General features: G+C 47.2%; 13 protein-coding genes. 5 read left to right on the top strand and 8 right to left on the bottom strand.

Annotated elements, in window-relative coordinates; translation table 11 throughout:
• Nucleotides 1–197: 197 nt before the first annotated feature.
• Complete coding sequence (locus ACTHPG_RS05195) at nucleotides 198–605, top strand: hypothetical protein (protein WP_440388064.1); 408 nt, start codon at nucleotides 198–200, stop codon at nucleotides 603–605.
• 119 nt (nucleotides 606–724) lie between these two features.
• Here ACTHPG_RS05195 and ACTHPG_RS05190 read toward each other — a convergent pair whose 3' ends face one another.
• The 6 genes from ACTHPG_RS05190 to hemE all read right to left on the bottom strand — a co-directional run bounded on the left by ACTHPG_RS05190 (nucleotide 725) and on the right by hemE (nucleotide 7,209).
• A complete protein-coding gene (locus ACTHPG_RS05190; protein ID WP_440388063.1) occupies nucleotides 725–1,357 on the bottom strand; it encodes a fumarylacetoacetate hydrolase family protein in 633 nt (210 codons plus the stop codon).
• 46 nt (nucleotides 1,358–1,403) lie between these two features.
• Complete coding sequence (locus tag ACTHPG_RS05185) at nucleotides 1,404–2,156, bottom strand: glycerophosphodiester phosphodiesterase (protein WP_440388061.1); 753 nt, start codon at nucleotides 2,154–2,156, stop codon at nucleotides 1,404–1,406.
• 24 nt (nucleotides 2,157–2,180) lie between these two features.
• Nucleotides 2,181–3,593 (bottom strand): CapA family protein, encoded by a 1,413-nt coding sequence (locus ACTHPG_RS05180; RefSeq protein WP_440388060.1) that lies wholly within the window; start codon nucleotides 3,591–3,593, stop codon nucleotides 2,181–2,183.
• 184 nt (nucleotides 3,594–3,777) lie between these two features.
• Complete coding sequence (hemY, locus tag ACTHPG_RS05175; protein WP_440388059.1) at nucleotides 3,778–5,202, bottom strand: protoporphyrinogen oxidase; 1,425 nt, start codon at nucleotides 5,200–5,202, stop codon at nucleotides 3,778–3,780.
• Nucleotides 5,202–6,152, bottom strand: coding sequence for a ferrochelatase (hemH, locus tag ACTHPG_RS05170; RefSeq protein WP_440388058.1), 951 nt, complete (start codon nucleotides 6,150–6,152; stop codon nucleotides 5,202–5,204). Before hemH ends, hemY begins: the two co-directional genes overlap by 1 nt.
• Nucleotides 6,145–7,209: a uroporphyrinogen decarboxylase gene (gene hemE, locus ACTHPG_RS05165; RefSeq protein WP_440388057.1), complete on the bottom strand. Its 1,065-nt coding sequence runs from the start codon at nucleotides 7,207–7,209 to the stop codon at nucleotides 6,145–6,147. Before hemE ends, hemH begins: the two co-directional genes overlap by 8 nt.
• 204 nt (nucleotides 7,210–7,413) lie before the next feature.
• Here hemE and ACTHPG_RS05160 point away from each other — a divergent pair, with 204 nt between their 5' ends.
• A complete protein-coding gene (locus tag ACTHPG_RS05160; RefSeq protein WP_440388056.1) occupies nucleotides 7,414–8,625 on the top strand; it encodes an MFS transporter in 1,212 nt (403 codons plus the stop codon).
• A 113-nt stretch (nucleotides 8,626–8,738) separates the two neighbouring features.
• On the opposite strand, the gene ACTHPG_RS05155 is transcribed toward ACTHPG_RS05160, so the two are convergent.
• Entirely contained in the window at nucleotides 8,739–9,941 is a 1,203-nt protein-coding gene (locus ACTHPG_RS05155) for a cytochrome P450 (protein WP_440388055.1), read from the bottom strand.
• Nucleotides 9,942–10,426: 485 nt separating this feature from the next.
• Here ACTHPG_RS05155 and ACTHPG_RS05150 point away from each other — a divergent pair, with 485 nt between their 5' ends.
• The gene (locus ACTHPG_RS05150; RefSeq protein ID WP_440388054.1) at nucleotides 10,427–11,635 is read left to right on the top strand and encodes an asparaginase; all 1,209 of its coding nucleotides are present in this window, start codon (nucleotides 10,427–10,429) and stop codon (nucleotides 11,633–11,635) included.
• Between the two features lie 243 nt (nucleotides 11,636–11,878).
• On the opposite strand, the gene ACTHPG_RS05145 is transcribed toward ACTHPG_RS05150, so the two are convergent.
• Complete coding sequence (locus ACTHPG_RS05145; protein ID WP_440388053.1) at nucleotides 11,879–12,511, bottom strand: O-methyltransferase; 633 nt, start codon at nucleotides 12,509–12,511, stop codon at nucleotides 11,879–11,881.
• Nucleotides 12,512–12,749: 238 nt separating this feature from the next.
• Between ACTHPG_RS05145 and ACTHPG_RS05140 the strand changes: the two genes are divergently transcribed.
• Both ACTHPG_RS05140 and ACTHPG_RS05135 read left to right on the top strand, forming a co-directional pair.
• Nucleotides 12,750–13,904 (top strand): THUMP domain-containing class I SAM-dependent RNA methyltransferase, encoded by a 1,155-nt coding sequence (locus ACTHPG_RS05140; protein ID WP_440390132.1) that lies wholly within the window; start codon nucleotides 12,750–12,752, stop codon nucleotides 13,902–13,904.
• A gap of 213 nt (nucleotides 13,905–14,117) precedes the next feature.
• A complete protein-coding gene (locus ACTHPG_RS05135) occupies nucleotides 14,118–16,118 on the top strand; it encodes an LTA synthase family protein (RefSeq protein WP_440388052.1) in 2,001 nt (666 codons plus the stop codon).
• Nucleotides 16,119–16,120: the final 2 nt, after the last annotated feature.

Below are 16,120 nucleotides of genomic sequence, written 5' to 3'. Positions count from 1 at the left end.
AAAATAATTGACATCATCATATAACCAACTAACCCAACCTGTCAAGTGAGAATTGTATTTGAGTTTATTTATCCTGTTTTAAGTTTCACTTCAGGTTTTCCGTTTACACTATTCTCAGATCGATACATCAACAAATACATCTATGACAAGTTACGATTCAGTTCGTACTCAACTACGCAGAAATGAGGATTATCCATATGAACATGAAAAGAGTCATTATTATAGGCACAATGATTGTCACCATGTCCTTCGCTGGAACAGCATGGGGCCAGTCCGCCATCTCCCCGATACCTACTGCAAAATGGTCCATCGTTGACCTGGATACTCGTGAGGGAAGCAGTGACGAGCTGCTCAGCGCTCTGAATCAGCCTTCAGAAGAGCATCTGTATCAGGAGCTGTACAACGGAAAATCACTGAGAACAATTACGGAAGAAAACAACGGGGACTTGGATAAAGTGATTGCTATACAAGTAAAACAACTCAGAGAGCAGTTGGATAAGCGACTCGCAAGTGGAAGTATCCGTTCGGAGCAACACGCTGCACAACACGCTGAACTGGAGGCGTTGGTCACGCAGAGCGCAAATACAGCTTATAATCTGACGTAATTAACAACCTACCTGTACGATAAAAATATGAAATTGCCATGAATAACATAACAAAAAGGAGCGTATGCACGCCCCTTTCTTGTACCCTATTCTTATCAAGCAGGTATGATGTGTAATCCTTATTGCGCTGCCCCAATCGTGCATGTACCCAAGGATTCGCCGTCCCATGCCAGTTCGAGCACATCTCCTGCTTGTGTTGGTCCAACACCTTCCGGTGTTCCTGTAAAAATGATATCTCCCGGCCCCAGGCCATAATGGTGACCTACATAATCGACAATATCCTGTAAACTGAAGAACATGTTACGAATATTACCACGCTGGACTTCCTCACCGTTTTTAGTCAACGTAAAGTCTTTCTCCAGCAGTGCTGCCGCCCCCGGGAACGCCTGAAATGCAGTAACCGGAGCCGAATTTCTGAATCCTTTGGCGGCTGTCCACGGATGGCCCTTTTTCTTAATCACGGACTGTACGTCACGTAACGTAAAATCAATACCAAACGCATACGCATTCACCAGCTCATCTACCGCCATACCCAGCTCATAACTCCGGCCGATCTGAACGACCAATTCAGCTTCATAGTGAACTTCACCCTTGGTAGCAGGCAATTCAAGCTTTTCACCATTCAGGGGCACGACTGCATGAGAAGGTTTCATAAAGATCATTGGTTCATCCGGAACCGCGTTGCCCAATTCTTCCGCATGAAGTTTATAATTTCGTCCTACACAGTATACGTTGCGAATGTTCGTCAACATGGGTATATTACCACCTTTATTGGATTCAATAGTGCATTTAGGGTAATTACGGTCTGAAGAATCGGCTGCTCGTCTCCTGAAATGCCAGCTCCCATACGTCAGGACGGTTCGTACATAACATGAGTTCTGGATCAACTGCGGCCAGTTTCTTCATAATGGTCTTGTCATCTACTGTCCAAGCCATCACCCGAATGCCTGCACTCCGCATCTCGTTCATTAAGGATTTGTCTACATTGGTGTATCCAATCGAGAGAAATGTACAATTCATCTGCCGCAGAGCGGTTAACAGATCCCCTGGTCGTGCATCGATAATCAGCCCCGTCTGGAACTCCGGTGCAAGTTTCTTCACTTCGATCAGAGCGGCTGGTTCAAATGAGGTGATCACCACATCATTTTGCATATGTCTTTTTCTCACTTCATGTATAACCGCTGCAGGCAGACCCGGATACATATCACCCTGCGTTTTCAATTCAATGTTCAGACGTACTCTGCCGCACGAGCGATCTAATAATTCACTAAGCGCCGGAATCCGTTCACCTTTGTAAGACTTGTTTTTCCATGCTCCGGCATCCAGACGCTGCAGATCAGCCCAATCGGTTTCCCGAACCAAACCCTTGCCATTCGTCGTGCGATCCACTGTAAAATCATGAATGATCACTGGCACACCATCACGCGACAACTGCACATCCAGCTCCATCCATTGAACTTCAGGCCGCTCCATGGCCATCAGAAATGCAGCCATGGTATTCTCAGGTGCAATAGAAGAAAATCCACGGTGCGCTACACATAGGTTGTTCATTCGATTCCCTCCTCAAAAAGGTTATTAATTAGGCGAAGCAACTCCATTCCCATCATAACGAATGCCTGGAGAAAGCTTTGCCATCTGTTCAAGCAACAGTTTGTTCGCCTCATCGATCATTGGGATGGCCTGACCAAGCGCCGCTTCATAAGGGATAACTTTCATACTGCAATCGGCATCGCGACTGCAGCGAGCCTGAAATACCGCCGTTTTCCATGTCTCTTCTGTGGTTGATCTGGAGAAAATGAAATTTCCCGTACTGTATGCAATCCACTTTCCCTTATAGTACTCCATTCCTTGCAACACATGAGGATGACCACCTATGACCAGATCTGCGCCAGCATCGACAAATTCATGAGCTAATCGAGTCTGGTCACTGTTCGGAGTACTTACACGTTCCTCTCCCCAGTGTGCAATCACGATCACCAGATCAGCCTTCTTACGGGCTTCCTGAATCGCTTTGACTGCTCCTGTAGAATCATAGGCTTCAGCCACGCCAGCCCGATTGCCTTCCGCCTTCCAACTCGTTTCCGGTACAACGCGGGAGAACCCGAGCAATGCAATCTTCATGCCTTTGCGTTCCAGATACGCTGGTGCATACGCTTCATCTCTGTTCATGCCAGCCCCGGTGTGAGCTATACCATATTCCTTTAGATAGGTTAACGTATCTACCAGACCCTCTACTCCCTGATCCAGAATATGATTGTTAGCCAAATTGACAGCATCAAAACCCGCAGAGGCCATTGCCGCCAATGCTTTGGGCGAAGATTTGTATACATATGTTTTGTCAGCTGCACCCGTACCACCCAGGGTTATCGGTGTCTCCAGGTTGCCGATGGTAAGATCGTCATCCTTGAATAATCTGCCGAGTTTGGCAAAGGGATAATCATAACCGTTCTTATCCAGCAGTTCAGCAACTTTGCCCGAAAATTGAATATCGCCCACAAAGTTAATGGTGACATCCTTCGCTGAATTGGAAGGTTTCGACGCCCCTGATTCGGTATCCACACCTGCATTTCCCTTAGTACCGGACGGTGTCGAATCTGTGGCAGGTTTTTTCGTTCCGGATTCGGCTTTCCCGCTATTGGTATTGCCTGAAGTATCAGGTTTCGCTACTCCGGATGTCTTATCTGGGTCCGCTGTGGTTTCTTCATCCGTCGCTTCGGGTTCTTCTTCGGGAGTCTCATCGGACTCCGAGTCTGGAGCACTTACTTGATCCCCGCCTTTGGCATCGTCTCCAATGGAAGGCTGATCCTGATCAACAATTTCTTGTTTTACCGGGGGGTCTGCCTGTTGCTGACGTGTGTTAATGACATAAAAAATGCCCACCAGACCAATGGTCATGATCAATACCATATTAATGGTCCAGATAATTCTATCGCGGGTGCGCTTTCTTTTTTTTCTCTCTACACTTCGATCTGATCTAGGGGGATACATAAGCAACTCCTCTTCTTCTTCACAGCCATACATACCATTATATCAGGCATATTCTGGATTTCCATCATTCCTTGGAACTGTATCGATTGAAAGGGTATTAACTCGGATAACTTTCAGACCTCCATGTAAAAAAGCCATCTCTCCAGTAGATAATTCTACGTTCGAGACAGCTCTCTTGCTGTACTTAGTCTGCTGCAAGCTCTTGCGTTGCGAGAATAGACATTTCCTTCGCTTGTCTGATGCAATCCGGCAAGCCTACGCCCTCATAACCTGCACCTGCAATGTACACACCCGGCAACTTGCTGCCAAGCTCCTCACGAAGGGCGGCAATATGTTGGAGGTGCCCTACCGGATACTGCGGCATGGATTTACGAAGCCTTGTAATCTCGGAGAAGATCGGCACTGCTTCGATACCCATCGTCTCTCTCAGATCCTTGAGAACCAGATCCGTCAGGGCGTCATCCGGAAGCTCAACGTTCTGTTCGTCACCGGAGCGACCCACATAACAGCGGAGCAGTACTTTATCATCCGGGCTGGTATGCAGCCATTTCGTCGATGTCCACGTGCAAGCCGTGATATTTCGACCTTCTTTCCGCGGAACAAGGAAACCCGACCCGTCAAATACGTGCTCTACCTCTTTTTTCTCAAAAGCGAGCACGACATTAGCTACAGATACATAGTTAATCGCATCCAGTGCCGCCGTGTCTACGTGAGGTTTCAACAGATCCGATGCAACATACGTCGGCACTGTAACCACTACATCATCCGCTTCAAGCATTTCACCATTCTCCAGCTCAACATGGTATCTGGTCTGTGCTCCATCAAGACGTTGCAGTGATTTCACCGCGGTGTTCAAACGTTGATCCACATCCTGCAACTCATGGACGAGTGCATGAACAAGGCTCTGCAGTCCCTGGCGGAAATTCAAAAAGGCACTTCGCTTCGTTCCAGTATGCGTCTCAGTCGGTTTGCGACCTGTCATCATTCCCCGAATCAAGCTGCCATAATCGCGCTCTACTTCTCCGAACTGCGGGAAGGTGGCCTGAAGGCTCAAACGCCGCATATCACCTGCATAGATTCCCGCGAGTAGTGGTTCTGTCAAGTTCTCCAGCACTTCTGTTCCAAGACGGCGTTCAATCATATAACCGAGCGATTCATCCTCTGTTGTACGACGCGGCGGGATGACAAAATCCATCAACGCCCGCAGTTTGCCTGCCGGAGAGACCAGCCCACTTCTCAGGAACGGTCTTAATTCTGTAGGGATACCGAGAACAAGTCCTGCTGGCATAGGATGAAGCTTGCCCCGTTGCATGATATACGTTTTCTTCGACTCCGGATTCTGACTGACCAGTTCATGATCAATCTCCAATTCTTTAGCCAGGTCAATCATGGCTGTTTTGCGAGCCAGGAAAGAATCCGGTCCTTTTTCAATTACAAATCCATCCCGGTGCAGTGTCTCAATCATGCCTCCCATGGACGAGCTTTTCTCGACCACAGTGATCACAGGTTCAACGCCCGCTTCCCGGTAATGCTTGCGGATATAAAATGCCGCGCTGAGGCCGGTGAGGCCACCGCCGACGACAACAACACGGCGTTTCTTATCACCCATTACTCATCCGACCCTTGCTGCCATTGGCTTATAATAACGTCGCTTAACGTCTCCATGTATAGAGGATCGCTATTGAGAGAATCAATACGCATCAGGCGCATATCGATCTCTTTGGCAATCGATTTGGCCTCAATATCGAGATCATAGAGCACTTCGAGATGATCCGAGACAAACCCGATTGGTGCAACAAGCACATCCTCTACCTGTTCACGCGAAAGTTCCTGTAACGTATCCAGAATATCCGGTCCGAGCCAAGGCTCAGCTGTTCGTCCGGCACTTTGCCACGTAAATTGCCAGTTGGTTATTCCTACACGTGAAGCAATCACTTCGGAAGTTTCCAGCAATTGTTGCGGGTACGGATCACCCATCTCCACAATACGTGCCGGCAGGCTGTGAGCACTGAACAACACCTTTACATCCCCACGTTTTGCCCCAGCTTCCTCAAACGCATCCAACTTGGCACTGACACGTGTGGACAACGCCTGAATTAACTTCGGATGCAGATGATAACTCTCAATAAAGGACATATGAACGCCCAGTTCTTCTGCTTTTTCACGCGCACGTTTGATATAACTGCCTACACTCATCGTGGAGAAATGAGGAGCCAGCACAATCCCAATTGCTCTCTCAATTCCATCCTTCGCCATCTGTTCCACACCATCCTCAATAAACGGATAGGCATGCTTTAGTCCCTGATAACAACGGAATTCCACATTAGCGCCACGCTCATCACGGTTTAACGTCTCCTGAAGGGCCTTGACCTGATTGTCCGTGTTCTCCCGAAGTGGGAAAACACCGCCAACAATGGCTTCATAACGGTCCTTCAGTTCCTTCAATTGTTCCGGTTCAGGTGGACGCCCTCTGCGGATATGTGTGTAATACGCTTCAACACTCTCCATATCTTCTGGTGTGCCATACGACATCACCAGTACACCTACAGTATTAGTCATTGGTTACCGTCACCCCAGTCTTCATTGCTTCAGCAGAATATTCATGAATATAAGCCGTCAGTTCTCTGAGCTTATCAAGAGATGCTTCTGGGAATAGTCCGTGTCCCAGATTGAAAATATATCCCGGCTCCTTGATTCCTTCGTCAATAATCACTTTGGCTTGCTCCTTGATCAGTTCCATCGGGGCAGTCAGCACATATGGGTCCAGGTTACCCTGTACAGCAAATTTGCCGCCAAGACGTTGACGCCCTTCCGAGATGGATACTCTCCAGTCCAGTCCAATCACATCGGCTTGCAGATTATGCAGCGCTGGCAACAGCTCGCCGGATGCAACACCAGGGAAATAAATCTTCGGTACATTCAAATCCGATAATTCGGTAAAGATACGGGTAATCGTAGGCAACACATATGTTCTGAAGTCTTTGGGAGAAAGCGCTCCAACCCAGCTGTCAAACAACTGGAATGCCTTACCGCCATTCGCAATATGCGCACGGACATATGTAATGACCATATCACCAAGCTTCTGCATCAGCTTGTGCCACACTTCAGGCTCGCTGTACATCATCGTTTTGGTGCGGATATAACCTTTCGAAGGTCGGCCTTCGATCAGATAACTCGCAATCGTGAAAGGCGCACCCGCAAACGTAATCAGAGGTACGTCAAGTTCCTTATCCAGAATTCGAATGGTCTCCAGAATATGTGACAGATCCCCTTCTACATCGATGGGGCGCAGCCGATCCACATCTGCAGCTGAACGAATAGGATTATCGATTACCGGTCCAATATTTTTTACAATGTCAAAATCAATGCCCAATGAGGCAACCGGATTCATAATATCGGAATACAAAATAGCCGCATCTACACCAAGTTTGCGTACCGGCATGAGTGTAACTTCAGCCGCCAGCTCGGGTTGTTTGCAGATTTCTAACAAGGAGTACTTTTCTTTGATTTTGCGATATTCAGGGTCGTAACGTCCAGCTTGACGCATGTACCATACCGGAACACGGTCTACCTGTTGCTTGAAACTTGCCCGAATCAGTCGATCATTATAGCTCATGTAAGAAGCCTCCAATAGTTTTTGGACTCATAATTACCATTATGCCCTTTTTAAACAGCTGTAACAACCATATGCGGATGCGTTCTACGTGACAATACTATGACATTCCTTACACCCATCCCCCATATGCCAATTGTGTTATAATGAAAGAATCGATTTTTTTAGAGAATTACAGAAATATCTTTGAAAGGAAGTGAAAGCACTTTGAAAACGTGGAAAGTTAACCTCATTGTGCTTTGGTTCGGACAATTTTTGGTCAATTCGGGCATGACCATGATTACCCCATTTTTGTCTCTATATCTTGCAAGGGATCTTGGCGTTGTTGGCGAACATGAAATTGGCATTTGGGCGGGATTTATTTTTGCAGCCAATTTCCTCACCTCATTTTTGTTTCAACCGCTGTGGGGCAAGTTATCCGATAAATATGGTCGAAAGGTAATGCTGCTGCGCTCGGGCTTCGGAATGGCCATCGTAATTGCCCTTATGGGTCTGGCGCAGAATCCCTGGCAGCTTCTTTTATTGCGTCTGCTTAACGGTACAATCTCCGGTTTCAATCCTGCAGCTGTTGCGCTGATATCGGGTACCACGCCGAAAGACCGCATGGGTTTCGCCATGGGAATCAGTCAGTCCGGACAGGTTGCCGGCACAATACTGGGTCCGCTTATTGGCGGTTTGCTAGCGGATGCTGTAGGCTTCCGTCCCATTTTCTACATTACAGGCGGACTGATCTTTGTCGCTTCCATGCTCGCCATGTTCCTGGTGAGAGAGAAATTCGACCGTCAAGAAGCAGCCAAACTGCCGGCACAATCCGTCCTGTCCGGTCTGAAGGAATTGAACAAATCGCCTCAACTGCCCGCACTGTTTGCTGTGACGTTTCTGTTGCAGTTTGCGATGATTAGCCCCATGTCACTCTTGCCGCTGTATGTGCAAAAATTGCATGCCTCGGATGTAAATGTGGCCTTCTGGGCAGGACTTGTCGGTGCAGTTACGGGACTATCCAACATGGCCATGTCTCCAATTCTCGGGAAGCTGAGTGACCGAATTGGTCCTCACAAGGTGCTGACGTTCTCCCTCATAGGAACAGGACTCATGCTTATCCCGCAGGCCTTTGTTCAGACCGTGTGGCAGCTCATTCTTGTTCGATTCATGATGGGGGTATTCATGGGTGGCCTGCTTCCAAGCGTTAATGCCCTGATCCGTTCCTATACAGCAGATAGCATGATTAGCCGTGCATTCAGTTTTAATACGAGCACCCTTGCATTAGGCAACATGCTTGGAGCGATCATTGGAGGTTTTATGGCAGGATTCATTGGGATCGAAGGTCTGTTTATCGTCTCTGGCGGACTGCTCCTGCTTAATATGGTCTGGGTTAGATTCAAATTGTACAACAAACCTGCTTCAGTTCGGGAATCCTGATTCCCTATCCAACACTTTACGAGTCCATATCACCTTTCCATCTAAAAAGCCGCTTCCAGCGCCTAATTGGCCTGAGAGCGGCTTTTGTCATTCATGTGCCATTCATTATTTATTTATTTATTTATAAGATTGAATTGTATCGGGTAGTGCTTCACCCCAAACACAAAAGCACTTTGTATCGGTTGCAAGTCTGTTCCCGGCACAAGCTGAATGCGCTCCATGTGTTGAAGCAGTGTATGAAGAACGACCCTTGCCTCCAAACGAGCGAGCGGTGCTCCCAGACAAAAATGAATGCCAAATCCAAATCCCATATGCCTGTTTGGCTTGCGATCAGAGATGAAATCTTCCGGTTGTTCGAATTGGGCACCATCCCGATTGGCTGCTCCTACCCAAGAAATCACCTGCTCTCCAGCTTGAATCGTCTGACCATTCAACTCTACAGTTTCCTTTGCGACCCGCCCAATAGCAACAATGGGCGGATAATAACGAAGTGTCTCTTCGATTGCAGAAGTAATCCGTTCAGGATGTTCGCGCAACTCCTGTTGTAGCTCGGGTTGTTCAGACAATATACGAACCGCATTGGTAATCAGGTTGGTTGTTGTTTCATTACCGGCAGCAAGCAAGAGAATACAGAAACCTACCACTTCATCTGCAGTCAATTTCTGACCATCAATCTCTGCAGCAAGCAGTAAAGAGATCAGATCATCCTTCGGCTGCAACCGACGTTCTTCCATAATGCCAGTGAAATAGATATGCAATTCCTGCATATTTCTTTTTTTCTCTTCCAATAACTCCTGAAAAGCCTGCTCACTATCATCACGTGCGCCTTTCACCAATACATCAGACCAGTCTTTAAACTTTTGTCGATCCGCCGCAGGGACTCCGATCAATTCCGCAATCACAATGACAGGCAATGGGGTTGCAAGGTCATCAATAAGTTCCATATGTCCTTCTGACAGGTGTGGAGCAATTAACTCATCTGTGATTTCCTGAATACGCGGAGCCAACGCTTCGATGGCCTTGGGCGTAAACGCCTGGTTCACCAGATCACGCAGCTGTTTGTGTTTGGGAGGGTCTGTTGTCAGCATGCTCGTATTGCCACGATCACGTGCCGAAGAGAACAGTTTCGGATTTTTCAGAACGTACTTCACATCTTCATAACCAAAAACGTCCCAACATTCTCGATGCTCATCATATCGGACTGGAGTGTTATCACGAAGTTCTGCATACACCTTGAAGGGAGATAACCTCTCTTCCAAAGTCTCCAGTTCCCGAATCGGAATGTAATTCGCATACTTTCTCGGTGCCTGTTTCATCGTTTCTCCTCCAATCAATATTATATATTTATTTACATATGTTGATCATCCCTATTATAAACATAACTCTATAACGAAACCAATCTTTAGACCGTAATTGAGCCCCATTACCTAATATGTGCTGCTATCACCCTCTCATTCCATTGCCTACTTCTGATATGAGTACCAATTCGACAATCTTTTATTGAAACACTTTGTTTCATCAGGACAAAAGACTCATTATGTAATATTAACTGACACAAAAAGGATTTATTTTTTATAAAAATACTAAAAGCAGCTATATCCTATCCTTATTGGAATTTATATTCTTTCATTTAACCTTGTAAATAATTATTTTACTCTCGTATTCTACAAATGTAACCGATTACTCTACCATTTTCTTTTGTTGTCATATTTCCTGACGTAAAATACAATCATTTTGAAATGATATACATATTCTTCTTAACAAACTTAACATCACACTTACTTGAAGGAGAGTGCTATTCATGAGTAAAACATCCAATCTTCGTCCCTGGGCCGTATGGAGCACCGCAGCTTTAACAGCATTAACCATCTCGCTGTCCCCCATTGGTACCTATGCTGCACACGCAGCTACAGAGGTAAAAGGCACAACAGGCGCTGTTCAGACAGCAACCACCACTCCAGCTCGCAATACATCCATTCCTGCAATACCCGACTCTTCCAAACAATCCGCACTTCCTAATGTATTGGTAATCGGGACTGGCGGAACGATTGCCGGACAATCCGAGGACGCCACCAGCTTCCAGAATTATAAGGCAGGTACGCTTCCCATTGGAGAGATGGTAGATGCCTTACCGGATAAACTGAAGATTGCTGATGTTAGCACACTCCAATTCGGAAACTCAGGTTCAGGTTCCTATAGCATGGCCGACCTTTATGACTTGTCGCAGACGGTAGACAAAGCTCTTGCAATGTATGACAGTGTTGTCGTTACAACGGGTACAGATACAATGGAGGAAATCGCCTATTTCCTCGATATGACGGTTCAGAGTGACAAGCCAGTCGTGATCACAGGCTCCATGCGTCCATGGACTGTCATCGGTTCTGACGCTCAAGCCAATCTGTACAACGCAATCAAGCTTGCAGGCAGTGGTCGCACCACGTCATTCGGGACAGTACTCATGTTGAATGACACGATCCAGCTGGCTCGTGGCGTAACTAAGACGAATGATTATCGGACAGATACATTTGAAACCCCAATGCTCGGCGCTGTAGGATATATTGATGAAGAAAATATTCGAATTTACCGCGCTCCTGCACGTGCGTTGAAACCTGAAGGCACAGCAAAGCCCGTATTTGATCTAAGTAAGATCACAAAGGCTGATCTGGCCAAAGTTGAAATAGCGATCTCTTATCAGGAAGCTGGAGGCGGAGCCATTGAAGGATTCGTGAACAGCGGTGCCAAAGGCATCGTGACTTCCGGTACCGGAGCTGGCGGCATCTCCAGAGCGATGGGACAAGCTCGCACCAAAGCCATCGAAGAAGGTGTTGTCTTTGTGACCACCACTCGAACGGGCTCAGGAAGTGTCTACGGCGGCGGTAAAGGGATCATTGCAGGCGACAACCTGAGTCCGCAACAAGCTCGTGTATTATTAATGCTGGGTTTGTCCTTCAGTGATGATTTTGACACCATCAAAAAGTGGTTTGAAACCTACGGAACACCTGAAGTATAAATAGAACTACTGCAACGATATTGTTAAAATACAAAGAAAGAGACGACACATTTTCTGTCCTTCAAAATGTTGTCATCTCTTTCTTTGTATGTTCAAAAAAATCAAGAAAACCAGCATTGCAATAAGCAGAATGTACACGGGCAATACTAAAAACGGCTAAAAACCCCGATCACGATCTCCTCACAAACATAGAAGCGTGAGATCGTGTTTCATCGGAGTTTTGTCTTTAGGAAAATCTTACTTTCACTTCACCCAGGCAAGTACGAGCCCATCATAGTCAGGCAACATGGTCGTCACCAGGCGCGGGTCACTCGCCATCTGTTCATTGAAGCGACGAACAGCAAGCACAGCCGGTCCCTGCTTGTCCGGATTCAGCGTACGGCCACGCAGAAAACAATTATCTCCTACAATGACAGCCCCTGGCCGTGCCAGCTTAATGGCATAGTCAAGATATACCGGATAATTCTCCTTATCTGCGTCAATAAAGAAGAAATCGAACGTGCGACCCTCCTGTTCCAATTGCTTCAGGCTGTCTGCAGCCGGACCAATGCGATACTCTACCTTATCGCCAAAACCGCCTTCTTCCAGATGACCACGCGCCATTGCCGCATATTCCTCTTTCAATTCCAGCGAAGTCAGGGTTCCATTCTCACGCAAACCGCGTGCGATACAGATCCCGCTGTAACCGCCCAGCACGCCAATTTCGAGCGCGGCTTCCGCTTTGGATGTCTTGGCTAGAAACGTGAGCAGGCGCCCGTACGCCGCAGCAACGGAAACTTCGGGCATGCCGTTCGAACGGATGGCCTCTTTCACTTTCAGCAAAAGTTCATCTTCTTGAAATAATTGATTCACATATTCATCAGGGGTCAGATTCACCACTAAATCCTCCTTGGACACTTGGACTGCTTTCCATATGGATGCCAATGTTCTATAATAAATGTTTGTTATCAACACAGGCGGTTGACTGACACATCACCTCGAAAGAGGAGTGCATACGTTCACCGCATTTCTCATTGTAAGTTTTTTCACGGAAAGCGGCAAGGCCGCACCGTCACTATACAGCAGAGAGAAGGAACTTCCTTCTCCAGCTTGAAATGGAGTTGAAATGAATCACATGGCTCAATTGCAATTGATTGCAACCTCGGCGATGGGACTCGAGGCTGTTGTTGCCCGGGAACTGAAACAACTGGGGTATGAAGATGTTACGATCGACAACGGCCGGGTTTTCTTTACAGGAGATTATATTGATATTTGCCGTTGTAATCTGTGGCTGAGAAGCTCGGATCGCGTATTGGTCAAAATGGGTGAATTCCCTGCCACAACTTTCGATGAATTGTTTGAAGGCACCAAAGCACTGCCTTGGGAAGAGTGGATTCCCGCCGATGGTGAATTCCCTGTAGAAGGCCGCTCTCAAAAGTCCCAACTTAGCAGTGTGCCTGCATCACAAGGGATTGTGAAGAAAGCAATCGTAGAGAAACTGAAGCTGACCTACGATACAGAGTGGTTCCCTGAAGATGGGTCTCGTTATGTGATTGAAGTCATTTTGCTGAACGATCGTGCCCTGCTTACGCTGGATACAACCGGACCAGGTCTGCATAAACGGGGTTATCGTAAACTCGTAACCGAAGCCCCACTCAAAGAAACCCTTGCTGCAGCTCTTATTCAGCTCAGTCGCTGGAATGTTTCCCGTCCGTTCTACGATCCATGCTGCGGATCAGGTACAATGCTGATCGAAGCGGCTATGATCGGCTGGAACATTGCACCAGGACTCCGTCGGACCTTTAATTCCGAGGACTGGGCTGTCATTCCTGAAGAATTGTGGGAACAGGCGCGCGAAGAAGCATTCGATGCTGTGCGAGACGATGTCCCGTTACAGATTTCAGGCAGCGACATCGATCCTGAAGCAATTGAAGTTGCTATGGCAGCGATCAAGAGTGCCGGCTTCGCCAACGAAATTGAAGTCAGTGTCCTTCCAGCTCATCGCGCAAGACCACAGGGTGATTATGGTGTTATCATCACCAATCCCCCATATGGCGAACGCTTGAGTGAAGAAAAAGAAGTGCAGAAGTTGCTCCGCTCATTAGGGCGCAGTTATCTCGACATGCCAACATGGTCCTTTTTCGCAATCACATCAACCAAATCTTTCGAGGAGTATTTCGGTCATAAGGCAGACAAGCGTCGCAAGTTGTTTAACGGACGAATCGAAACCCAGTACTATCAGTATTTGGGCCCACTGCCTCCACGGAATAAAACACCAGAACCTTCATAAGCATTGCAATACTGAGTGCTCCCGCCTTCCATGGCTTGGGCACTTTTTTTGTGCGCTATTCTGTTCATATGAATTCACCGTTGTCGACCTTCGCTTCCGCAGGAATTGATTCTCCCCGAGGCATAGTTGAAAACCCTTGAGGCCACGCTATAATGAATGGAGCCCTATTTTACACTCCGATAACAAAACAACGAAAGCAAGGGGGACATACATATGGTTTTCACTCGGCCTACGCGCAGCTCCACGCCACGCGGGCTTCTAAATCATCCACTAACCTTATATCTTATTTTTCTTGTGCTTATGCTGCTCAAACTCATGTGGCTCCATCACAATCTTCATGCCTATAACATTACAATGGGACTGCTGGATAAAGTCATTGCGATTGGATCATTACTGCTTCTGTCCTTCTGGACCTGGTGGTTGCCACGTAGAGGCATGATCGTGTCACTCGCCGTGCTTAACCTGTTGCTCACCGCACTAATCTACGCCGATATGGTGTATTATCGCTATTTCCAGGATTTCTTGACCATTCCGGTATTGATGCAGGCCAGACAAGTTGACGCATTGGGTGACAGCATCGCTACACTGATCTACACAAGCGATCTCTGGTTCTTTGCCGATTGGCTTATCGTCATTCCGTTCACAGCGATCGTACTGCTCAGCAGACGTTACCGTTCGAAGTACACCAGCACGTCTGTTCATGGTTACGGGGGTTATTCTTATCACGATGGCAAGGCACGGTTACGCCGTCGTCTCACGGCTGGCAGCATCGCTTTTGTGCTGGGAATGGTTCTCGCTGTTGGCCCGATTTATTTTTACAGCAAAACATGGGCCAAAGGCCTGTTCGATAACAATTGGTGGAATGTATCCATGTACAATGTGACCGGACTTCTCGCTTTTCACGGTTATGACCTGTACAACTATGCCAAAGATCACATCGGCTCCGGGCCAGAAGCTGAACCCGCTGATGTTGAGCAAGCAAAAGCGTTCTTCGCTGAAAGGCAGCAAGATCCTCCACAGAATGATGACTTGTTTGGCAAATATAAAGACAGCAACGTCATCATTGTGCAGGGTGAGGCTTTTATGAACTTCATGATTGGCCAGAGCATTGGCGGTCAGGAGATCACACCCCATTTTAATGAACTGATGAAGGAAAGTCAGTATTATAGTCACTTTTACCACCAGACAGGTCAGGGCAGAACGTCAGATGCCGATTTTGGAGCAAACATTTCCCTGCATCCACTGCCGGTAGGTTCAGCCTTTGTACGATATGCAGACCATACGTATGATTCCCTTCCTTCCATTCTGAAGGATAACGGGTATAGCACCAACGTATTTCACGCTTATGAGAGTGGTTTCTGGAATCGGTATACGATGTATCAGAACATGAAGTACGACAAGTTTTATAGCAAAAATGATTTTGCACAGGACGACCCGCTTGGCTGGTCCCTGTCTGATGAATCATTCTTCCGTCAATCCGTTGAGAAAATGAGCAGTGAGGTTACCGAGCCGTTCTATTCGTTCCTCATAACACTCAGCAGTCATCACCCATATGCCCTGCCTAAAGAGAAACAGCAGCTCGATGTAGGCGAGTTCCAGGGAACAATGTTTGGTAACTATCTGCAATCCGTTCATTACGTGGATTCCTCGCTAGGCAAGATGGTGGAAGATCTGAAAAATCGGGGATTATGGGAAAATACCATTTTTATGTTTTACGGGGACCACGACAACTCGATCAAGGAACAATCCCAATATGAGCAGTTCCTGGGACGCTCGCTGAACGAACTGGATATGGCACAGATTATGAATGAGGTTCCTCTGCTCGTGCATCTACCAGACGGAGCAGCTGCCGGAACTATCGACGAACCTTCGGGACAACTGGATATCACCCCATCCGTCTTGCATCTGCTCGGCGTGTCCGACCAGCCCTATTATCATATGGGCAACGATGTGTATAACGGCTCTGCACGTACGGTTGTGCTGCGTAATGGAGCATTCTCCGATGGTTCTGTATTCTATATCCCATCGGATGATTATATCTATGAGAGCGGTGCTTGTTATGACCTGTCCACACGTGACCAAACAGATATTAACGCCTGCCGATCTGGTCACGATGAAGCAGCCAAGCGATTGCATGTCTCGGATAACGTAATTACCTATGATCTGATTCAGCGCTTTCGAGAGGAAGACAGTTCAACAGTAACATCGAAATAAGC

The sequence above is a fragment of the Paenibacillus sp. SAF-068 genome (assembly GCF_051967555.1).
Lineage (GTDB): Bacteria > Bacillota > Bacilli > Paenibacillales > Paenibacillaceae > Paenibacillus.
Note: the sequence above shows the minus strand (reverse complement) of the source record. Positions and strands in the feature narration are given on the sequence as shown.

Bases quoted from the DNA above. Each gene is read 5' to 3' on its own strand.
- ACTHPG_RS05195 (WP_440388064.1), top strand. From the start codon at position 198: ATGAACATGAAAAGAGTCATTATTATAGGCACAATGATTGTCACCATG.
- ACTHPG_RS05190 (WP_440388063.1), bottom strand. From the start codon at position 1,357: ATGTTGACGAACATTCGCAACGTATACTGTGTAGGACGAAATTATAAA.
- ACTHPG_RS05185 (WP_440388061.1), bottom strand. From the start codon at position 2,156: ATGAACAACCTATGTGTAGCGCACCGTGGATTTTCTTCTATTGCACCT.
- ACTHPG_RS05180 (WP_440388060.1), bottom strand. From the start codon at position 3,593: ATGTATCCCCCTAGATCAGATCGAAGTGTAGAGAGAAAAAAAAGAAAG.
- hemY (WP_440388059.1), bottom strand. From the start codon at position 5,202: ATGGGTGATAAGAAACGCCGTGTTGTTGTCGTCGGCGGTGGCCTCACC.
- hemH (WP_440388058.1), bottom strand. From the start codon at position 6,152: ATGACTAATACTGTAGGTGTACTGGTGATGTCGTATGGCACACCAGAA.
- hemE (WP_440388057.1), bottom strand. From the start codon at position 7,209: ATGAGCTATAATGATCGACTGATTCGGGCAAGTTTCAAGCAACAGGTA.
- ACTHPG_RS05155 (WP_440388055.1), bottom strand. From the start codon at position 9,941: ATGAAACAGGCACCGAGAAAGTATGCGAATTACATTCCGATTCGGGAA.
- ACTHPG_RS05150 (WP_440388054.1), top strand. From the start codon at position 10,427: ATGAGTAAAACATCCAATCTTCGTCCCTGGGCCGTATGGAGCACCGCA.
- ACTHPG_RS05140 (WP_440390132.1), top strand. From the start codon at position 12,750: ATGGCTCAATTGCAATTGATTGCAACCTCGGCGATGGGACTCGAGGCT.
- ACTHPG_RS05135 (WP_440388052.1), top strand. From the start codon at position 14,118: ATGGTTTTCACTCGGCCTACGCGCAGCTCCACGCCACGCGGGCTTCTA.